The sequence below is a fragment of the Clostridium sp. OF09-36 genome, from assembly GCF_003481985.1.
In the GTDB taxonomy this organism is placed as follows: Bacteria; Bacillota; Clostridia; order Lachnospirales; family Lachnospiraceae; genus Brotaphodocola.
Genome location: NZ_QUMD01000020.1, coordinates 42,089 through 60,785 on the forward strand (window position 1 = coordinate 42,089; position 18,697 = coordinate 60,785).

General features: G+C 47.7%; 19 protein-coding genes, 3 tRNA genes, 1 rRNA gene and 1 pseudogene. 1 reads left to right on the forward strand and 23 read right to left on the reverse strand.

Annotation, left to right across the window (positions count from 1 at the left end):
* Positions 1 to 153: 153 nt before the first annotated feature.
* The 4 genes and pseudogenes from dnaB to DXA97_RS14130 all read right to left on the reverse strand — a co-directional run bounded on the left by dnaB (position 154) and on the right by DXA97_RS14130 (position 3,981).
* Positions 154 to 1,487: pseudogene (dnaB, locus tag DXA97_RS14120) on the reverse strand (replicative DNA helicase).
* Positions 1,488 to 1,493: 6 nt separating this feature from the next.
* Positions 1,494 to 1,940, reverse strand: a complete 447-nt coding sequence (rplI, locus tag DXA97_RS14125) for a 50S ribosomal protein L9 (protein WP_118543895.1) — start codon at positions 1,938 to 1,940, stop codon at positions 1,494 to 1,496.
* A complete protein-coding gene (locus tag DXA97_RS22320; RefSeq protein WP_347561630.1) occupies positions 1,940 to 2,440 on the reverse strand; it encodes a DHHA1 domain-containing protein in 501 nt (166 codons plus the stop codon). The genes rplI and DXA97_RS22320 overlap by 1 nt, the downstream gene beginning before the upstream one ends.
* Positions 2,422 to 3,981, reverse strand: a complete 1,560-nt coding sequence (locus DXA97_RS14130; protein WP_347561632.1) for a DHH family phosphoesterase — start codon at positions 3,979 to 3,981, stop codon at positions 2,422 to 2,424. The genes DXA97_RS22320 and DXA97_RS14130 overlap by 19 nt, the downstream gene beginning before the upstream one ends.
* 452 nt (positions 3,982 to 4,433) lie before the next feature.
* Here DXA97_RS14130 and DXA97_RS14135 point away from each other — a divergent pair, with 452 nt between their 5' ends.
* Positions 4,434 to 5,576: a DUF4317 domain-containing protein gene (locus tag DXA97_RS14135; protein WP_118720867.1), complete on the forward strand. Its 1,143-nt coding sequence runs from the start codon at positions 4,434 to 4,436 to the stop codon at positions 5,574 to 5,576.
* Between the two features lie 81 nt (positions 5,577 to 5,657).
* Here the strand turns inward: DXA97_RS14135 and DXA97_RS14140 are convergent, their stop codons facing one another.
* The 19 genes from DXA97_RS14140 to DXA97_RS14225 all read right to left on the reverse strand — a co-directional run.
* Positions 5,658 to 5,867, reverse strand: a complete 210-nt coding sequence (locus DXA97_RS14140; RefSeq protein WP_118720868.1) for a hypothetical protein — start codon at positions 5,865 to 5,867, stop codon at positions 5,658 to 5,660.
* 179 nt (positions 5,868 to 6,046) lie between these two features.
* A complete protein-coding gene (gene rpsR / locus DXA97_RS14145) occupies positions 6,047 to 6,313 on the reverse strand; it encodes a 30S ribosomal protein S18 (protein WP_118534146.1) in 267 nt (88 codons plus the stop codon).
* 52 nt (positions 6,314 to 6,365) lie between these two features.
* The gene (locus tag DXA97_RS14150; RefSeq protein ID WP_118543899.1) at positions 6,366 to 6,830 is read right to left on the reverse strand and encodes a single-stranded DNA-binding protein; all 465 of its coding nucleotides are present in this window, start codon (positions 6,828 to 6,830) and stop codon (positions 6,366 to 6,368) included.
* Between the two features lie 41 nt (positions 6,831 to 6,871).
* Complete coding sequence (gene rpsF / locus DXA97_RS14155) at positions 6,872 to 7,165, reverse strand: 30S ribosomal protein S6 (protein ID WP_118534144.1); 294 nt, start codon at positions 7,163 to 7,165, stop codon at positions 6,872 to 6,874.
* Positions 7,166 to 7,328: 163 nt separating this feature from the next.
* Positions 7,329 to 7,538 (reverse strand): DUF951 domain-containing protein, encoded by a 210-nt coding sequence (locus DXA97_RS14160; protein WP_118720869.1) that lies wholly within the window; start codon positions 7,536 to 7,538, stop codon positions 7,329 to 7,331.
* Between the two features lie 153 nt (positions 7,539 to 7,691).
* A complete protein-coding gene (locus tag DXA97_RS14165) occupies positions 7,692 to 8,705 on the reverse strand; it encodes an aldo/keto reductase (protein ID WP_118657093.1) in 1,014 nt (337 codons plus the stop codon).
* Positions 8,706 to 9,449, reverse strand: a complete 744-nt coding sequence (locus DXA97_RS14170; RefSeq protein WP_347560318.1) for an NAD-dependent protein deacylase — start codon at positions 9,447 to 9,449, stop codon at positions 8,706 to 8,708.
* A gap of 85 nt (positions 9,450 to 9,534) precedes the next feature.
* The gene (locus DXA97_RS14175; protein WP_118720870.1) at positions 9,535 to 10,590 is read right to left on the reverse strand and encodes a GNAT family N-acetyltransferase; all 1,056 of its coding nucleotides are present in this window, start codon (positions 10,588 to 10,590) and stop codon (positions 9,535 to 9,537) included.
* Positions 10,591 to 10,617: 27 nt separating this feature from the next.
* On the reverse strand, positions 10,618 to 11,541 hold the full coding sequence (locus DXA97_RS14180; RefSeq protein ID WP_118543903.1) for a phosphatidylglycerol lysyltransferase domain-containing protein: 924 nt from the start codon (positions 11,539 to 11,541) through the stop codon (positions 10,618 to 10,620).
* Between the two features lie 180 nt (positions 11,542 to 11,721).
* Entirely contained in the window at positions 11,722 to 11,994 is a 273-nt protein-coding gene (locus DXA97_RS14185) for a zinc-ribbon domain-containing protein (RefSeq protein WP_182436917.1), read from the reverse strand.
* Entirely contained in the window at positions 11,939 to 12,430 is a 492-nt protein-coding gene (locus DXA97_RS20290) for a hypothetical protein (RefSeq protein WP_182436918.1), read from the reverse strand. Before DXA97_RS20290 ends, DXA97_RS14185 begins: the two co-directional genes overlap by 56 nt.
* Positions 12,431 to 12,612: 182 nt before the next feature.
* Complete coding sequence (locus DXA97_RS14190; protein ID WP_243107682.1) at positions 12,613 to 13,584, reverse strand: isocitrate/isopropylmalate dehydrogenase family protein; 972 nt, start codon at positions 13,582 to 13,584, stop codon at positions 12,613 to 12,615.
* 309 nt (positions 13,585 to 13,893) lie between these two features.
* Positions 13,894 to 13,964: transfer RNA gene (locus tag DXA97_RS14195), tRNA-Cys, on the reverse strand.
* Positions 13,965 to 13,998: 34 nt separating this feature from the next.
* A tRNA-Glu gene (locus DXA97_RS14200) sits at positions 13,999 to 14,070 on the reverse strand.
* 39 nt (positions 14,071 to 14,109) lie between these two features.
* Positions 14,110 to 14,182 (reverse strand) — tRNA-Asn (locus DXA97_RS14205).
* Between the two features lie 327 nt (positions 14,183 to 14,509).
* Entirely contained in the window at positions 14,510 to 16,246 is a 1,737-nt protein-coding gene (locus tag DXA97_RS14210) for a DUF5722 domain-containing protein (protein ID WP_243107683.1), read from the reverse strand.
* Between the two features lie 173 nt (positions 16,247 to 16,419).
* Positions 16,420 to 17,763 carry an MATE family efflux transporter gene (locus tag DXA97_RS14215; RefSeq protein WP_118720873.1) on the reverse strand — a complete coding sequence of 448 codons (1,344 nt, stop codon included), beginning with the start codon at positions 17,761 to 17,763 and terminating at the stop codon, positions 16,420 to 16,422.
* Positions 17,760 to 18,197 (reverse strand): MarR family transcriptional regulator, encoded by a 438-nt coding sequence (locus DXA97_RS14220; RefSeq protein WP_118707564.1) that lies wholly within the window; start codon positions 18,195 to 18,197, stop codon positions 17,760 to 17,762. The genes DXA97_RS14215 and DXA97_RS14220 overlap by 4 nt, the downstream gene beginning before the upstream one ends.
* A gap of 391 nt (positions 18,198 to 18,588) precedes the next feature.
* Positions 18,589 to 18,697 (reverse strand): 23S ribosomal RNA (locus tag DXA97_RS14225); the annotation flags it as partial.

Consider the following 18,697-nt stretch of genomic DNA (forward strand, 5'->3'; position numbering starts at 1 on the left):
TACAGCTTACTTAAATCATATGAGTGCACCTTCAGAAATATTCGTAACACTTCAACACCTTCACAAATGTGATCAAAAAAAGATAGAAAAGCCCCACAAAACTTCCATGGTCTTCTTCTATCTTTCTTTTATCATCACATGTATTTATGAAATCTATTTTGCCAGGTTCACAAACTTTGTGAACTCTGGCTGCCATAACAGATTCACCGTACCGATCGGGCCATTACGCTGTTTGGCTATGATTACCTCCGCAATGTTCGGAGTGTCTGTATCTTTGTTGTAGTAATCGTCACGGTAAAGGAACATCACCACATCGGCATCCTGCTCGATCGCACCGGACTCACGCAGGTCCGAAAGCATCGGACGGTGGTCGGTACGGGTCTCACACGCACGGCTCAGCTGTGACAGGGCGATGACCGGTGCATTGATCTCACGCGCCAGGGCCTTTAAGGAACGGGAAATCTCGGAAATCTCCTGCTGGCGGCTCTCACTGCTCTTTCCTCCGCTGCCCGTCATGAGCTGAAGGTAGTCGATGATGACCATGCTCAACCCATACTCCAGCTTCATCTTTCTGCACTTAGAGCGCAGCTCCGTGATAGAAATACCCGGCGTATCATCAATGATCATCCTGGAATTTCCAATGACACCGATTCCCTCAACGATCGCATCCCAGTCTGAATCAGTCAGGTTACCATTACGAAGCTTCTGGGCGTCAACGTTGGACTCCATGGCCAGCATACGGTTGACCAGCTGCTCTTTCGACATCTCCAGGCTGAAGATCATGCAGGGAAGTCCTTTGCGGACCGCCACATGGTCCACCAGGTTTAAGACGAATGCCGTCTTACCCATAGAAGGACGCGCCGCGATCAGCACCAGGTCAGAAGGCTGCATACCAGAAGTCTTATAATCCAGATCGATGAATCCGGTCGGGATACCGGTTACCGTCCCCTGGCTCTTGGACGCCGTTTCGATCTTTTCCAGGACATTTAATGCCACCTGCCGGATCGGCACAAAGTCGCCGGAGTTCCGGTTCTGAAGGAGGTCGAAGATGGTTTTCTCCGTACCTGCCAGAATCTGCTCCAGCGGTTCCTTTCCTGCATAACAGGTGTTGGCAATCTCTTCATTCACCTTGATGAGCTTTCTTAAAACCGACTTTTCGTACACGATATTCGCGTAGGAACGGACATTGGCCGAAGTCGGAACCGTGGTGATGATGTCGCGCACAAATTCCAGGCTGCTGACCTCCGGCGGCACATCCTTCTCCTTCAGACGGTTCTGAAGCGTGATCAGATCGACCGGAGCGCCTTCATTGAACAATTCCACCATGCTTCAAACATGATGCCATACGACTGCTGGTAAAAGTCCGCTGCCGTGATGATCTCCGATGCGGCAATGATGGCATCCTTGTCCATCAACATCGAGCCGATTACCGACTGCTCTGCTTCCACACTGTGGGGAAGCACACGCTTCATCAATGCCTCATCCATAAAAACTTACGCCTCCGTTACTTTGACAGTCAGCTTCGCGGTTACATCCTTGTGAAGCTTTACCGGAACCTCATGGTTTCCGAAGGTCTTGATCGGCTCCGGAAGAACCAGTTTCTTTTTGTCGATATCCAGATTCAGCTGCTCTGCTGCTGCAGCTGCGATCTCCTTGCTGGATACGGAACCAAATGCCTTTCCGCCCTCTCCGGCTTTCATTTTCAGGGTTACGGAAACAGCCTCGATCTTCTCTGCCAGCTCTTTTGCTGCTGCCAGCTGCTCTGCTGCCACCTTTGCTGCGTTTGCCTTCTGAAGCTTTAAGTCGTTTAAGTTCTTGGAAGTTGCCTCAACCCCCAGCTTTTTCGGCAGGATAAAGTTTCTTGCGTATCCGTCATTAACCTTTACGATCTGGCCTTTCTTTCCTAATGCCTTAACATCCTCTAATAATACGATTTCCATTATGATATATCTCCCTTCTGTAACATCTCATCAATCACCGCTTTCACGCGGTCCTTTGCCTCATCCATGCTGATGCCGGAAAGCTGCGCCCCGGCAATGGTCCGGTGACCGCCGCCGCCCAGTTTTTCCATCATAACCTGAACATTGACCTCATCAATGGAACGGGCACTTAAATAGATCAGACCATGATATTCCGTCATAACCACAGACGCCTTAATGCCCTTGATCTCCAGCAGCTCATTTGCCGCCTGGGCACAGACAATGGTCGGACTCGGAAGCCCTTCCGACGGACAGACGCCGATGGAAAAGGCATCCCGGTAAATCTCTGCAGAGGCAATGGCTGCCGCCTTCGCCTTGTAATCCTGCATATCATCCCGGAACAGCTTGCGCACACGAGTCACATCGGCTCCGTTCCGGCGCAGGAACGCTGCTGCCTCAAAGGTACGCACACCGGTCTGGTTGGTAAAGTTGTTGGTATCGATCACGATACCGGCATACATGGCATCTGCTCGGCAGATTTCATGCGGATTCCGTCCGCGATGTACTGCAGCACCTCAGCAACCATCTCACAGGCTGAGGAAGCATACGGCTCCACATAGGAAAGCACTGCGTTGCTGATGACCTCGCTGCTCTGGCGGTGGTGATCCATCACCACGATCGTCTTCACCAGCTTCAACAGTTCCGGCGCATCGGTGATGCTTGGCCGGTTTACATCGACCACGACCAGCATAGTGCTGGCATCTACCAGTTCTGCCGCCTGGGCACCGGTCAGAAACAGATCCTCCGGATAATCCGGATTGTCCAAAAACCGATTCATCATCGGCTGGACGGATGTTGTCACCTCGTTGATGATGACATGCGCCTTTTTGTTTAATGCCGTTGCGATCCTGTAAATTCCAATCGCAGAGCCAAAGGCATCGCTGTCGCTCAGCTTATGACCCATAATCAGGATGCGGTCCTTCGTCTCCATAAGCTCACGCATCGCATGTGCCTTAACGCGGGCCTTAACGCGGGTGGATTTCTCCTGCTGCTGGGACTTGCCGCCGTAATACTGGATACGGCTGCCATCCTTTACAACCGCCTGGTCACCGCCGCGGCCCAGGGCCATATCGATGGCAACACGCGCAGACTCGTAATTCTGGGCGTAGCCATCTCCATTCATACCGATACCGATACTTAAGGTCACTGCCATCTCGTTGCCGATATTGACGGTCTTAACATCCTCCAGGATAGAGAAACGCTCCTCCTGCATCTGCTCCATGTATTTCTGCTTTACTGCAAAGAAATACTTGTCTTTCTCAATCTTTTTCAGAATTCCATCCACCGCGCCGATGTACTTATTGATCTTACGGTCGATCAGCGCAGTCAGCAGGGAACGGCGCACCTCTTCCACGCTCTCCAGTGCCTCATCGTAGTTGTCCAGATAAATAATACCTGCCACCATCTTCTCATCGGTGATCTGCTGACGGTAACGCAAAATCTCCGTCTCATCAAACAGATATACCGCCAACAGCTTCTGCTGGCTGACAACTGCCTGAATCTCCTCTTCCTCCGAACTGCTCACATAGATCGGCTGGATCTCCATGCGGAAGCGATGCTCACCAAAAACAGTGTGCACCTTGACCGGATCCTCATCCGTCGCCAGATCCTCTTTTGTTACCTCCGGAAACATGGAAAGCAGATTTTTCCAGTTTCCTTTTTCCAGGGCGGTTACTGCCCGAAACTCCTCGTTTGCCCAGACGATCCTGCCGTCTTCATCGGCTAACGCGTAAGGCAGAGCCAGCCCCGTGAGCAGCTGCTTCTGAATCCATGCATATTCCGCTGAAAAGTCTACCAGCCCGCCAAGGATGCGCTTTCTGCTGTAAAGAAAGATCCACATGGCAACCGCCAGATAGCCGATCGTGAACGGAAGCATGACCAGTCCGCCAATATGGCTGACACACCCGGCCGCAATGTTGGCGCAGACTAAAAACAGGGAAAGAAGCAGGGGCCAGCTCAAATAACCCTTCAGCTGCCCATGAACCTTTATGTTCTCTTTCATACGTTTTCTCCTTATTCGATTCGCAACTGTTCCTGCAATCGTTCCTGTTCATGCATTACGCAGACAGAAACCTGCAACATCACAGTTACCCAGACCCCAGGGGATCTGCCGCTTGCAGTCAGCATTTTGCCGCCGCTTATCTTTCGATTATACCATAGCCGACTTATTTCGTCTACTATCGTTCCGCTTCCGGGCACAACGCATACCCGTAAGCCTTATCGTTTACAGCCTTCGACACTTTGCAATGATATAGTTCCGCACGACACCGTTGTCGTTGCAGATTTTTTGACTTTATCTTTCCAGAACAGTCGTTCCGTGATAGAATAATAATCCGAAGCAACTGCAAATTTCTAAAGCAGTTACGCGCGAAATAACACGTTTTCCATTAATATATCACTGTACATACGTGCGTGTGCAGTAAGATCGATACCGCTGTAAAGGAGACTCACTTTATGATAAAAAAAGAAATCGCTGAAATCAAGCGCCAGTTCACCCCTGCAAACTGCTCCATTTCCCGCATTTGCGGCTGCTACGTGGATGGTGAAAAAAACAAAAAAGCCGAATTCAAGGAAGCCTTTTTATCTCTTCCGGAAGAGGATATGTTCAAGTATTTTGAACTGCTCCGTAAAAATTTGTCCGGCACACTGGGAAAAAATCTCATCAACCTGGAGTTCCCGCTGGCTGCCGAAGAAGAAGGCGGACCGCATGAATTCCTGTTAAAGCTGCGCAACAGCCGTCTCCAGGACGATGCCCTCTTAGACGCTTTCTACGACCGGATCATTGAAAACTACGACTACATCGGCAACTACCTCATCCTGCTGATCCACGACGCCTACGACATTCCGGGCAAGACCTCCGACGGCATCGAAATGGAAGATGCCTCCGATGAAGTTTACAGCTACATCCTGTGTTCCATCTGCCCGGTCGATCTGTCCAAACCAGGGCTCAGCTACAACGAACTGGAAGGCAGCTTCCAGAACCGCATCCGCGACTGGGTAGTCCAGATGCCGGAGCTCGGCTTTTTATTCCCAGCCTTCAACGACCGCTCCACCGACCTGCACAGCACCCTTTACTACTCCAAAGACAGCAATGACCTGCACGATGCCTTTATCGAGCAGCTCCTGGGCTGCCCGCTCCCGCTGCCAGCCGGATACCAGAAGGAATCCTTCCAGACCATCATCGAAGAAACCCTGGGAGATGCCTGCAACTATGAAACAGTAAAAACAATCCATGAGAGTTTAAGCGAACTGATCGAAGAGCACAAAGACGAGCCTGAGCCGCTGGTACTTGACAAATACCAGGTACGCAGCCTGTTAGAGAAAAGCGGCGTCGAAGAAGAACATCTGGAAACCTTTGACCAGAACTTCGATGAGACTGCAGGAGAAAGGGCTTCCATTTACGCAAGCAATATCGCCAACACCCGCGCCTTCGAGGTCAAAACCCCGGATGTCATCATCAAGGTCAACCCGGACCGCACAGACCTCATTGAAACCCGCGAGATCGATGGCCGCCAGTGCCTCGTCATCGCGATCGACGGCGGCGTCGAAGTCAATGGAATTGCGGTGAGTCCGGCTGCGGCTGCTCCAGAAGAATAACAATATTGTTAACGTAATAGGACCGTGAAAGTTGCCTTCGCACTTTCACGGTCCATCGTTTTTTCCATGAAATTGTTATATTTAGTGGTGGCTGCTACAATGACTGCAGTCCCCATTACAGGTCAGATGCCCTGCACCAGCGTTTTCTTTTTCCGGGCAATCTGCACGGTTTCCGTTCTGTGCTTCTTCCTTATCCTTTTTCTTAGAGTAAAGAAGCAGTCCGGCCAGACATACCACACCAACCAGCACGGCTACGCAGGCCTTCAAAAATATTCCCATTAATACTTCCATGATCACGCGATCTCCTCTATATACAGTCTGACGATTCCAGAAATAAGTCCCTATCTTTTCTCTATAGTTCAGAAAATCCTGCCCGTGGACAGTAATCCAAACTGTTCTTATGCAAAAAGAGGCCTTACACGATTTCTCGCATAAAACCTCTCCTGAATTCTTAAGTCCGTATCTTAGGATTACTCCATGGTGTACGGCATCAGAGCGATGTGACGTGCTCTCTTGATAGCAACGGTCAGAGCTCTCTGGTGCTTTGCACAGTTACCGGTAATTCTTCTCGGAAGAATTTTACCTCTCTCAGATACGTATCTTTTCAGCTTGTTGGTATCCTTGTAATCGATTACGCCGTTCTTATCGCCGCAGAATACACAAACTTTTTTTCTTCTACGCATGCCGCCTCTTCTTACCTTAGCGCCATCTGCTTTATCAGTCTTATTGAATGCCATTGGTACTGCCTCCTTCTTCAAATGATTCGTGCCGTCTTAAGCTAAATCCGATTTAGTTAAACGGCAGTCCTTCGTCTTCCACACCATCCGGAATGTTCATGAAGCCATCGCCAATCGCGCTGGTCGGCGCCGGTCTGGAGGTTGGCTGATAGCCGTAACCGCCATTGTCGTTATTGCCGCTTCCAGAGTTCTTGCTGTCTGCGAACTCCTGATCATCCACGATGATGTCTGTGGTATAAACACGCTGACCTTCTTTGTTGGTGTAACTGCCAGTCTGGATACGTCCGGACACCAGTACGCGCATCCCCTGACGGAAATACTTCTCTGCAAACTCGCCTGCTCTGTCAAATGCCACGATGTTAATAAAATCGGCAGTCTGCTCGTTTCCGTCCTGGTTACGGCGTCCTCTGCGGTCCACTGCAAGGGTATATCTCGCAACAGCCATGGAACGCTCTCCCTGGGTGTAACGAACTTCCGGGTCTCTGGTCAATCTTCCCATAAGGATTACTCTATTCATACCATCACTCTTCCTTTTTTAAGCTGGTCGTTATCTATTACTTACTGCTCGTCCTGCTTTACGCAAAGATATCTGACAACCGGCTCCATGATGCGGATGTGTGCTTCCACTTCGTTAGAGCAGTCAGAGTTCTCAGACTCGAACTTGATGAAGTAGTAGAAAGCCTCTTTTGCTTTCTGAATCTCGTAAGCAAGTCTCTTCTTGCCCCAATCATCAACGCCTGTTACAGTGCCACCGAAGCGGGTGATATAACCCTGTACCTTCTCCAGTGCTGCAGCTCTCTCTTCGTCTTCGAGTTTTGCGCTCAGAACAACTGCTAATTCGTATTTGTTCATTGCTTTACCTCCTTGTGGTCTCTGGCCCTTGACTTCAGTCTCAAGAGCAAGGATTTTAATGTGTCACGGATAAATATTTTAGCAGAAGCGACGCATAAATGCAAGCACTTTTTTGCAGATTTTGCAAGTTTTTTTGCAGGTTTTTTGCAGGTTTTTTGCGTCTTCACGCCTTTTCCACGTTTCCTGCCTTCGTCAGTCCACGGGCATTTTTTTCTACCATTTTCCGCTCTGTCATCACCTGATGGCCGCAGCCCATACATTTCAGGCGGAAATCTGCCCCGACACGCAAGATTTCCCACTCATGGCTTCCGCAGGGATGCGGTTTCTTTAATTTTACGATATCTCCAACTTCAAAATTCCATCGCTGGTCCATGCATCGCTCTCCTTTCGTTTTCAGCTTCTCTGTTGTTTTCAAACTTCCTGGCCTATATTTGTTTCCTTCCCAGGAAACCCGCAGATAAATGCTTCTGTTTTCTATTTCATTCTTTTATTTCATTTTTCCGGCTCTGTTTCTGCATTTCCAGATTTAGCGAATCATATGTCCCGGGTCTTTTCCCAGGATCGCATCGATCTTTGCAAGCTCCTCTTCTGAGAAGTCCAGATGCTCAAGTGCCTCCACGTTATCTTCGAGCTGGCTGACACGGCTTGCCCCGATCAGCACACTACTTACCTCCGGCCGTCTCAGCACCCACGCCAGCGCCATCTGCGCCAGGCTCTGTCCGCGCTCCACGGCAATCTCATGCAGCTTTGCTACCTTCGCAAGCTGTTCCTCATTCATATAGCGCTTGCCGATCGTAGTTCCTTTGCGGGAGGCACGGGAGTCTGCCGGAATGCCCTTTAAATACCGGTCCGTCAATGCGCCCTGCGCCAGCGGACTGTATGCGATGCAGCCGGTCCCGGTCTCTGTCAGCACATCAAACAGGCCCTGCTCCGGCCAGCGCTCAAACATATTGTATCTCGCCTGATGAAGCAGACACGGCGTTTTATTCTCTTTCAGAATGGTAATGGCACGCGCAGCTTCATCTGCCTGATAATTGGAAATGCCGACATACAATGCCTTACCCTGGCGAACCATATCGGAAAGGGCACCCATCGTCTCCTCCAGAGGTGTCTCCGGATCCGGGCGGTGATGATAGAAGATATCGACATAATCCAGATTCATGCGCTTCAGGCTTGCATCCAGACTGGACATCAGATATTTTCTGGAGCCCCAGTTTCCGTAAGGACCTGGCCAGAAGTCATAGCCCGCCTTGGTAGATACCAGGATCTGTTCCCGGTAAGGCTTCAGATCCTCCAGAAAGATCTTTCCAAAATTTTCCTCTGCCATTCCGATATTCGGCGCACCGTAATTGTTTGCCAGATCGAAATGCGTGATTCCCAGATCAAATGCCTTAAAAATGATCTCCTTCTGCTCGGATAACGGCTTTTCCGCACCGAAATTCTGCCACATGCCCAGAGATACCCTCGGAAGCAGAATGCCGCTGTTCCCGCAGCGTTTGTAGCTCATTTTGTCGTATCTCGCCTCGTCTGCTCTATACATTTATTTTCCCTCCGTCAAAAAGCGCTCAAACACCTCACCGATCGGCGCACTGATCACCAGATCTGCCCGTTCATCCATCGGCGTTGCTGTTTTATTGATCAGCACCAGTTTCTTTCCCCGGTAATAATCGATCAGGCCCGCTGCCGGATAAACGGTCAGGGAAGTACCGCCAATGATCAGGATCTCCGCATTTTGTATGTAGCGCACCGCCTTCTGCAGCGTTTCCTGGTCCAGTCCTTCTTCATATAAAACCACGTCCGGCTTGATGATGCCGCCGCACTCGCACCGCGGCACACCGTTCATCCCCAAAATATCGGAAAGTCCGAAGAATTTCCCACAGCGGGTGCAGTAATTTCTGTGGACAGATCCATGCAGTTCCAAAACCTCTTTACTTCCGGCTGCCTGATGCAGACCGTCGATGTTCTGGGTGATCACTGCACGCACCTTGCCCTGCTGCTCCAGTTTAGCCAGTGCCTTGTGTGCTGCATTCGGCTGCGCATCCGGGAACAGCATTTTGTTTTTGTAAAACCGGTAAAACTCTTCCGGGTTCTTCCGGTAAAAACTGTGGCTGATGATGGTTTCCGGCGGATAATCGTACTGCTGGTTATAAAGTCCGTCCACACTTCGGAAATCCGGGATTCCGCTCTCGGTTGAAACACCCGCACCGCCAAAGAACACCACATTGTCGCTTTCTTTGATCCACTGTTCCAAAAGATCCACTCGCTCTGACATTTTCTGATCCATCCTGCATGCTCCTTTCCAGTTTCATTCCATGTAGTTCTTTTCTATATTTTCTTCTATTTATCAACGGGCAGCCTGGCACTTTTCTTTATACAACCTCATCCAGAAAAACACGGCTCAGCACATCGATCTGCTCCGCTCCCGGATAGGCCCGGACTGCCTCCGGAATCCGGTAACCAAACAGCCATGCCGTAAACGCTTCAATCCGCAGATACAGCACCCGACGCTCATCCCACTGGGGCCGTGCCAATGCTTCCTCCATCGTATCGATCGGACCGTCCAGTTTTTCCAGTTCGGATTCCGTATGATTTAGTGTCCACACCCAGCGTCCCGCATTTTGCGGGATCAGCGGATCTTCCAGTTCCAGGCAGATCCGAAGCTGTTCCGTCTGGGCATCCTGTTTTAAGCGGATCACTGGTACAAACGCTTCCGGTGTTACGATCCGGGTCATGATCGCCGGTTTCTTGGTCTCCAGTTCCGAGTAACCAGTTTCTGTATACAAAAGGCGCTGTTCTTTCTTTTCGCGTCCCCAGATGCCCTGGATTCCAACCAGCTGCTCCCCGTCATACAACAGTTCCAGCTTGCCAAGCTCACTCTGAACCTCACGCACCAGACTTTTTACATACGCTGCATCCCGCTTGGCAAATACCTCATAGCGCGATTCCAGCCAATGCTGCATCCAGTCCGCTGCCAGCTCTACGGTGTCTTCTTCCACACAGACACGTTTCAAATCTTTATTTCCACTCAGTTTCCAGACTGGCTGGTCATAAATAAACGTAAACTGAAACGGCGTATAGATTGCCTCTGCCGCCGGCATCAAAAAACAGAATGGCATTTGGCGTTCCCGCATATCCTGCATCATCCGAAGAAGCAGACTGCGCATATATCCCCGGTGACGCATCGTACTCTTCGTCGCTACGGCCACGATATAGTCCACATTCCAACAGGCATCCCGCACCAAAAGCCGGTATGGATTGAGGTGGAGCATCGCCTGAATTCCATCCTCCTCACGGACCAAAACCTGGTTTGTTGTCATTTTTTCCTGATCATAATAAGTAAGGAACTCCTCAGAATCCTCCGGGAAAGCTTCTCTCCATAAATTCTTTGTCAGGACTTTTTCCTGATTATCCAGATATCTTATCATAGCTGCCTCTCTTTTCCGCCACAACCCCTATCTGCTGAAGTTCTTCTGCTGCACCAGATATTTTCTTGCAAAGCCACACGGATTATACGACATTTTTGCGTGCCGCAAGCCTTCCTGTCCCAGGTCGTCCTCCCGGTTTACCAGCGCCACATCCGGGAATTCCTGCACCAGAAACTGCTGGTTAATAAACTGATATAAACCCCGGATTTCTGGATTTGCCTTTTCAATGTGAATGACTGCCATATTTTCCGCCGGATTATAGCTTCCAATGGTAAATGCTTCCAGTGTTCCATCAATGTATACACCAGACATCCGGATATCCAGATCCAGACACTGCTTTAAAATCTCGTGGATTCCCTCTACTTCATAATCCAGATGCTCTTCTACCTCATCGCCCTTGCCTTCTCTCCAGCGGTCCAGGAAACGCCAGACATCATCCCGGTCAGAACAGCAAAGGCGCCGGAACTCATAGCGGCCCTCATACTCCTTCAAAAATGCATTCAGATGATTTTTCTTCTTATGCAGCTTCTTGCCGGACAGTTTGCGCATGGCTTCGCCGTCGTACAGATAATCCTTTAAATCCTCTTGTTCCGTCACCACAAAATCATCCGACTCCTTTAAATGAAGAAACTCTACCGCCTCCTCATCGGCCAGATAAATTTTAAGCGGAATATGCAAGACATTATTAAAATATTCCACCGTCATATCAAAATACTTTTTTAAGTTCTCTTCTTTGCAAAGAGGCATGGCACTATGCATCACCCCTTCTTCCTTCATCAGCCACAAGAGTGCCTTGTTCTCATGAATGGCATACTGCACATGATAATATTTCCGCCAGATGAAACTGTCTAACGGCACACTGTCACAAGTCTTATTGGGACGCAGCCCAAAATACGGTGCCAGAATCTTCATATCTGCTGCTTCTACTGGTTTAAAATTCAAATCTGTCATTTCTATTCCTTTATTCCTTCCATATAAGATAAGACAGTATGTTTCTTATCTTAAGCTTTCTTTCACGTCTTTCGCGTTTTATTATTATAGCGTGAGTCCGTTCCAGAATCAATATAGCGAAATTCCCATTTCCAACCATTTATTCTCGTTACTGCTCAGAAAAGGTCCAGCAGCCAGCAGCTACCGGACCTTTTCTGTAACCTGATGAACCTTCCATGCCCGCATTCCGGATATTTCCAGTGCAGAACCACAATAACGGCACTGTTTTACCCCAAGCTGTTCCACCGGCGCTCCACAATTCGGGCATACCACCGATGCTGCTGCCCCCGCCTTTCCAGAGTCATAAATGTAAACCAGCTCGGTCTCGCAGACCGTCTGCTTTTTGTGAGGTGCCGGTCTATCTGTCTGATGGTTTTCCTTGGTCCGGCTTCTGGAAAGTTTCTGTGCCTTCATCCCATTTTCCGGCAGTCTCTGCCTCTCTCCAATATTCTGCCGCAGTTTCACAGAAAATACTCGCACTGCCGCCATAACGCTGATACCGGTTGATCACGGTTTTATGGATTCTGACTGCCCCGGCCGTCTGGAGATTTTCTTTTTCCAGAAACTCCTTCACCGCCTGTTCCACTTCTGTTTGCATCTCCTCCCAGTTCCATTCCGGGAAATCCCGCAGGATCTGCGGCAAGTAGATGCTTGTCATCCCACCAAGCGATTTTGGCTGTTCTTCCTGCTCTTCTCCTGCGCTCTGCGCACTCCGCAAAAATTCCCGGAGGAAACGAATCTCCGCGGAATTTAGAAATCTGCGGAAACTCCGCCGGATCCGAAAGAACAAGATCACTGCCAGAAGAAATAAAATTCCACCTATCATCAGCGCGATCTGCTTTTCACTCATATGTATCTTTCCTTTTTCCTGTCTTTTGCATATTTTTATGCGAAAACTACGCCTGCAGTATCAACTATTATATCATACTTATCAGGAAAACTTATGGAATTTTTTATTTTGTTTCACAGGACGCACTTCCTATGAACAAGAAAAAGAGTCCACCTTTCGATGAACTCTTCCACAGCTTTCTTCTATTTCATTCTCCGGATGATCGCATCCCGGTATTCCTCTGTTGTCGCAGTTCCATGAAGATCCGGAGTCAGACAGGTTCCCGCTTCCAGTACCTCATCCACTGCCCCTCGGATCTTTGCTGCGCAATCACGCTGCCCTAAGTATTCCAGCATCATGCAGGCTGACCATAAAAATGCGGTCGGATTCGCAACGTGCTGTCCGGCAATATCCGGCGCACTGCCATGAACCGCCTCAAACATGGCATAATCTGTTCCGAGATTGCTGGATGGCAAAAGTCCAAGTCCTCCAATCAGTCCACTTGCCAGATCAGACAACAGATCTCCATACAGATTCGGCGTTACAATGATATCAAACTGATTCGGATTCATAACCATCTGCATACAGGTATTGTCGATGATCTTGTCATCGTGCTGGATTTCCGGATACTCCTTTGCGATCTCATGGAAAATGCTCAAAAACAGGCCATCTGACATTTTCAGGATATTTGCCTTATGTACGCAGGTCACTTTTTTTCTGCCATGTGCCCGTGCATACTCAAATGCATCACGGATAATCCGGGTACTGGCCTTTCTGGTGATAATTTTCGTTGCATGAACCGTATTTTCATCGATCTGCTCTTCCACACCCACATACAGGTCGTCCGTGTTTTCCCGGAAAATCACCATATCTACATCGTGAAATGGCGTTTTCACCGCAATATTCGATTTTGCAGGACGGATATTCGCATACAGGTCATATTTACTTCTCAGGGTTACATTCAGAGAACGGAATCCGTGACCGATCGGAGTTGTGATCGGAGACTTCAATAAAACATGGTTCTGGTCAAACGAAGCATATGCTTCCGCCGGAATTAACGCACTAGTTTTCTTCCATTCAGCCTCACCGACATTGTAAACCTCATACTCCAGTTCTGCACCTGCGTATTCCGGCATGATCTCTGCCTGTTCAATCTCATCAATCTTTTTCTTCAATCTAGTTAGTGGTCAGTCAACTGTTGGGACGCGCTTCGGTAAAGATTACCTATGACACGTATGTACATACAGATTCACACCGTGCTTTTTCTGCTGTACAATCGTTAGAATAGCTGAATAATAATTTGGTTCCTTATTGGTGCCTTATTTTTCACCAAAAATCGTTCTGAAATGATTTCTGGCAGAAATTTATGATGAAATTTTCATTGTAAATTTCACAGCCCCCCAAAAACAGAAAAAGTCTGGGAAGCCGCATAAATACTGGCTTTTCCAGACAAAAAAAGGAACCATCTTTCGATGATTCCTTAGAGGCGACAACCAGATTTGAACTGGTGATCAGGGTGTTGCAGACCCACGCCTTACCACTTGGCTATGTCGCCATATAAAATTGTTTACCAGATGAACTCTGATAAATGACCCCAACGAGATTCGAACTCGTGTTACCGCCGTGAAAGGGCGATGTCTTAACCGCTTGACCATGGGGCCTCTCATATATTCTATTTACACATATAAAAAATATGTGAGCTCCCCGAGTAGGACTTGAACCTACGACAGCGCGGTTAACAGCCGCGTGCTCTACCGACTGAGCTATCGAGGAATACGCTGCTCGTTGACAGGCAACACAGGTATTATATGATATGGGTGCCTTTTTGTCAAGCAATTTATTTCAAAATTTTTGAAAAATTTTATTTGCTTCATTAACGTGTTCATTTTCACTTCAAAAGACACATTTTTTAATTTACCTGATATAAAAAGAATATACCTTGGCATACTTCTTCACTGAGGCGCGGTTTCCTGCGAAATAAGAAAGCACCAGGTTCCTATCCTTTCAGGAGGAACTCCGGTGCTTTCTTAGTTTGCCACGATTCTGTTCGTTTATTCATTGTGTTTTTGCTTACAGCAAAATCCTCGCTCGTATGAAAATCTACTTTTCAAGACTCTTCCAACGGAAGTTCGGAACCACATCACTCCATTTGCTGATTCCGATCAGGTCTTTATATTTCTCTGTAGTCTCCAGGGTAGATGCCTTATTGTCGATATTTTTATATACCAGCCAGGACGGCTTCTGCATCGTTGCTACGATATCGTTTGTCTTACTGGTATCGCAATGCCACAGACCAAACGCCTGGGATGCTGCCATCTCAGAAGGCGCATCAACCTGACGGCTCATGATAAATGCATCGATATACGGATTGCTATCGGCAATGTAATATGCATAAGCAATGGCTGCTGCCTGCAGATCTTCTGTCGTGCCACGCGTTGCACTGGTGGATGTAAAGCCCTGTTCAGAAAGGATCACATGGCGTACTTCACCAGAACGGGTACGGAACTGGGCCTGCTGCAGATAATCTGTCAGAACGCTTAAATTCAGCATATTTACAACCGGTGAAGACGCATCATCCTTGATCAGTCCGGTTTCGCGGTCATTCCAGAATTCCGGTTCCGTTAACGGAATCGAGTACGGATGATATGCTAATCCCCAGTCCATGGAACCGCCCGGGATCATCTGGTTATTAAATGCATCCAGCAGATCTTTGGCATTATATGTCAACGAGCCATCCGCTTCGTGCATCCAGTTATAATCCGTTGAGAAGAAGACACGGCTGCTCTGGCTGGTACTGCGGATTGCTGTGTAGAACACACGGAATGCCCGCTGATATTCATTGATATAGCTTTCCAGACTCATAGGTCCCATATAGTTCCAAAGCTGATTATTAATCTCATTGCCGATGACCCAGTTGGACACTCTCCCATATGGAGAAGATTTTCTTCCGTAACGGTCTGCCAAAAATGCAGCAATCGCACGCAAGGACTCATATCCTTCCTCCGTCGCAACATGAAAACCATAATAGTTTGCAACGGAAGCCGGCTGCTTTGTAACCCCCGGATAATACAACTGCGGCGTGCTGTCGTTCCAGCCATTTAAGATAACCGCAGTAACAGTCATATCTTTTTCCGACATTCTCTTAATGGTGTCATCGTATACGGCAAGCACATCTTTATTAAAATGGTAAGTTTTCCCATCATACTCATAATCAATTCCGCTGCCCAAAATGTGGTTGAACGGAATATTGACGATCACATGGTTTACGCCAAGGGAAAACGCATCCGAAAGCATAGCCGGTGTCGTCTGGATCAGAAGTCCTTTTTTTGTCTGCGCAGTCTTATACGGATCTGTGTATTTTGCAACACTTTCCGGATTTGCCACATAAGCCTCATTACTGACAATGGTATATTCACTTCCATCATAGACAGCTACAACAAAACTGGAATACAGTCTGTCTTCCTGCGTTCCATGATTCAGCGGAAGCTGAAACGATAATTCGTCTCCCTTTGTGATCCATGCAGCGTAATCCGTCCGGCCTTTTAAATCCCTCTGATACGGTTTCATTTCAAAAAGATACAGATAATTATCATAGTATGCCGGATCCGACCAGCTTCCTTCCATCTGACCTTTGATGCTTACCTGATTGCCACCTGTCACTTCGCAGCTTGTTATATGGGCAAATTCTGCCGGTGCAGGCTTTGCAGCCTGACTTTCTGCCTGAGTTTCCGCCGCAGCTGTATCCGCAGTCTCTGCCATTGCTGTTACGCTGCCGGCCCCGGCAAATACCGCAGCCATACAGCATAACGAGATACAATACTTCCATATTTTTTTCAAATTTTCTGCCTCCAATCTCTGTCAATCCATGTCATAAACAGCAAAATATTTCGACTTGCCATTTTCACTCCATTATCATAGCACGGAATCCATTTGGTTCAAGTAGGTTTTCCCTTACATTGATTTAAGATTTTCTTGCAGAATTCTATGGAAGAAAGTAATGATTTATGATTCTACGGCAACTGCGCAATGCATTTTCTCCACATCAAAACCGATAAAATGACTGCAATATAGTCCGTCAGTGCCTGCCCGTAAATAACGCCGGTTAAACCACCAAGCGCATTTAGCAGAAATAAAAGCGGAATCAGAAGTACCCCCTGACGAAGCACCGATAAAATAGTCGCCCAAAACGCTTTTCCTACAGACTGCATACAGTTCATATTCATAAAAAGGATTCCGATGACAGGCCCAGAAAGCATGTATGCAATCAGCATTCTGACACCATACATGATGACTTCCTCATCCTGGATAAACAAGCCGATAATCTGTCTGCGGAATACAAAGAACAGAAGTGTCGCCAAAATTCCAATCACGATACAGCATTTTTTTGTGTATGCCGCAATGTCCTGAAAACGTTTTTTATCGCCGGATCCAAAATTATAACCAAGCAGGGGCTGCACTCCGTTTGCAAGTCCCATCTGCAGAAATGTGATAAACATATTTGCCTTGAATACGATTCCGATTGCCGCTACCGGTGCATTTCCATATGCGACTAAAATCTGATTTAATACAATTGTGGAAACGCTCATTAAAGTTGAAAAAATAGCTGTTGGGAGACCGCAGGAACAAATGCCGCTGAAAATACCGTACCGACATGTGAAATTACGGATCCCAATAGAAAACTTATTACTTTTTTTCACGAAATACCAGAGATAATACAGGCTCGCCAGTATATTTCCCAAAGTAGTAGCAACTGCTGCACCAGCTGCACCGAGATGAAATCCACTGATCAGAACCGGATCCAGAACAATATTGGCAATGGTACCGATCATGCTGCCGATCATCGCCTCTTTGCTGGCGCCCTCAGAACGCACTACAAAGCTGGCTGCTGCAGACCAGATGATAAACGGTGCTCCATAAGAAATATGAAAAACATATCCGCATGCCAGCGCATAAGTTTCTTCATTTGCGCCAAAAATACTCAGGATTGGCTGCATAAATCCCACTAATACAAGTGCAAAGAGAATCCCAACGGCCAATGACGCATACGTGATAAATGTAGAAACCTGTTTCATACGCTTCTGATTCTGCTCTCCAAGTGCCATAGATGCCACAGCGCTGCCGCCCATGCCAAACATATTCGCAACCGCCATAAATAAAATAAAGATGGGATTCGTAAGACTGACTGCAGCAACCTGAAGCGGATCTCCCGTCTGACCAACAAAAAAGGTATCCGCCATATTATAAACAACCGTAACCAGGCTGCTGATCACACTTGGGATCGCCATCGTCGCAACTGCCTTAGAAACCTTCATCCGGGCCATTAATTCATTTTCCGCATTCTCATTTGCATTCATTTTTCATTCGTCCTTTCTGCCTCCAGATTTTGAAGCATTTTTCCTGCAATACGCAGAAATTCCTGCTTTTCCTGTTCCGTGATTCCCTGTAATAACAAATGCTCCGTCTCCTCGACCTCCTGCCGAATCCGGTCTTTCATGCTTCTCGCTTTTTCGGTAAATACGATTTTTTTATATCGTCCGTCCCATTCATCCGATACCCGCTGGATCAATTTTTTCTGCTCCAATGCATTCAGCATTTCCGTTACCGTAGATGGTCGCAGACCAAATTCCCGCTCCAGATCTTTTTGATATACGGAATGTGCCTCTGACTCAACCAGAACATAGTTCAGGATTTTCCCCTGCGCACTTCCGATGCCCAGCTGCGTATGTACTTCCTGCGAGCGGTTCCGAAGCCGATTCGAAATACAGTTGATCATTTTTCCTGTTTCCATAAATCCATGTCACACCTTTCTGCCTTTGTTTCTGACTCCGCCTTTGCAGACTTTTGTTTGTCCGTAGTTTCTTTTCGTCGATACCTTATTGCTTCACCAATTGTTGCGTTTCCGCTTCTGATAGTTGTAATAGCCTTCGTAATAGTTCGGTTCCTAAGTATATTAAGAGAAGAAATAATAAAAGTCAACGATACTTCAAATATTGAAACTTTCCTTCGTTTTTTCGCATAAACTGCTTTCTTTTTCGCCGACTGCCTAAGAAACAAAACTGAGGAATTTTCGCCGATTGTTCTTCATAACAAAAAAAGACTGGAATCTCTTCCAGCCTCTCATCTATGTACCCTCAAAACCACATATTGAATTTCATCCGTTTTCTTTTACCTAAACCGTCTTGGTTAAGCCCTCGACCTATTAGTGACAGTCAGCTGCACGTGTTACCACGCTTCCACCTCTGCCCTATCTACCTCGTCGTCTTCAAGGGGTCTTACTACTTGCGTATG

Excerpts from the sequence above, each read along its gene's own strand:
- rpsF (WP_118534144.1), bottom strand. The coding sequence starts at position 7,165 with ATGAACAAATACGAATTAGCAGTTGTTCTGAGCGCAAAACTCGAAGAC.
- DXA97_RS14170 (WP_347560318.1), bottom strand. The coding sequence starts at position 9,449 with ATGGATCAGAAAATGTCAGAGCGAGTGGATCTTTTGGAACAGTGGATC.
- DXA97_RS14130 (WP_347561632.1), bottom strand. The coding sequence starts at position 3,981 with ATGAAAGAGAACATAAAGGTTCATGGGCAGCTGAAGGGTTATTTGAGC.
- DXA97_RS22320 (WP_347561630.1), bottom strand. The coding sequence starts at position 2,440 with ATGTATGCCGGTATCGTGATCGATACCAACAACTTTACCAACCAGACC.
- DXA97_RS14185 (WP_182436917.1), bottom strand. The coding sequence starts at position 11,994 with ATGAAGGCACAGAAACTTTCCAGAAGCCGGACCAAGGAAAACCATCAG.
- DXA97_RS14135 (WP_118720867.1), top strand. The coding sequence starts at position 4,434 with ATGATAAAAAAAGAAATCGCTGAAATCAAGCGCCAGTTCACCCCTGCA.
- DXA97_RS20290 (WP_182436918.1), bottom strand. The coding sequence starts at position 12,430 with ATGAGTGAAAAGCAGATCGCGCTGATGATAGGTGGAATTTTATTTCTT.
- DXA97_RS14215 (WP_118720873.1), bottom strand. The coding sequence starts at position 17,763 with ATGAATGCAAATGAGAATGCGGAAAATGAATTAATGGCCCGGATGAAG.
- DXA97_RS14165 (WP_118657093.1), bottom strand. The coding sequence starts at position 8,705 with ATGTATAGAGCAGACGAGGCGAGATACGACAAAATGAGCTACAAACGC.
- rplI (WP_118543895.1), bottom strand. The coding sequence starts at position 1,940 with ATGGAAATCGTATTATTAGAGGATGTTAAGGCATTAGGAAAGAAAGGC.
- DXA97_RS14140 (WP_118720868.1), bottom strand. The coding sequence starts at position 5,867 with ATGGAAGTATTAATGGGAATATTTTTGAAGGCCTGCGTAGCCGTGCTG.
- DXA97_RS14180 (WP_118543903.1), bottom strand. The coding sequence starts at position 11,541 with ATGACAGATTTGAATTTTAAACCAGTAGAAGCAGCAGATATGAAGATT.
- DXA97_RS14160 (WP_118720869.1), bottom strand. The coding sequence starts at position 7,538 with ATGGACCAGCGATGGAATTTTGAAGTTGGAGATATCGTAAAATTAAAG.
- DXA97_RS14220 (WP_118707564.1), bottom strand. The coding sequence starts at position 18,197 with ATGGAAACAGGAAAAATGATCAACTGTATTTCGAATCGGCTTCGGAAC.
- rpsR (WP_118534146.1), bottom strand. The coding sequence starts at position 6,313 with ATGGCATTCAATAAGACTGATAAAGCAGATGGCGCTAAGGTAAGAAGA.
- DXA97_RS14175 (WP_118720870.1), bottom strand. The coding sequence starts at position 10,590 with ATGATAAGATATCTGGATAATCAGGAAAAAGTCCTGACAAAGAATTTA.
- DXA97_RS14150 (WP_118543899.1), bottom strand. The coding sequence starts at position 6,830 with ATGAATAGAGTAATCCTTATGGGAAGATTGACCAGAGACCCGGAAGTT.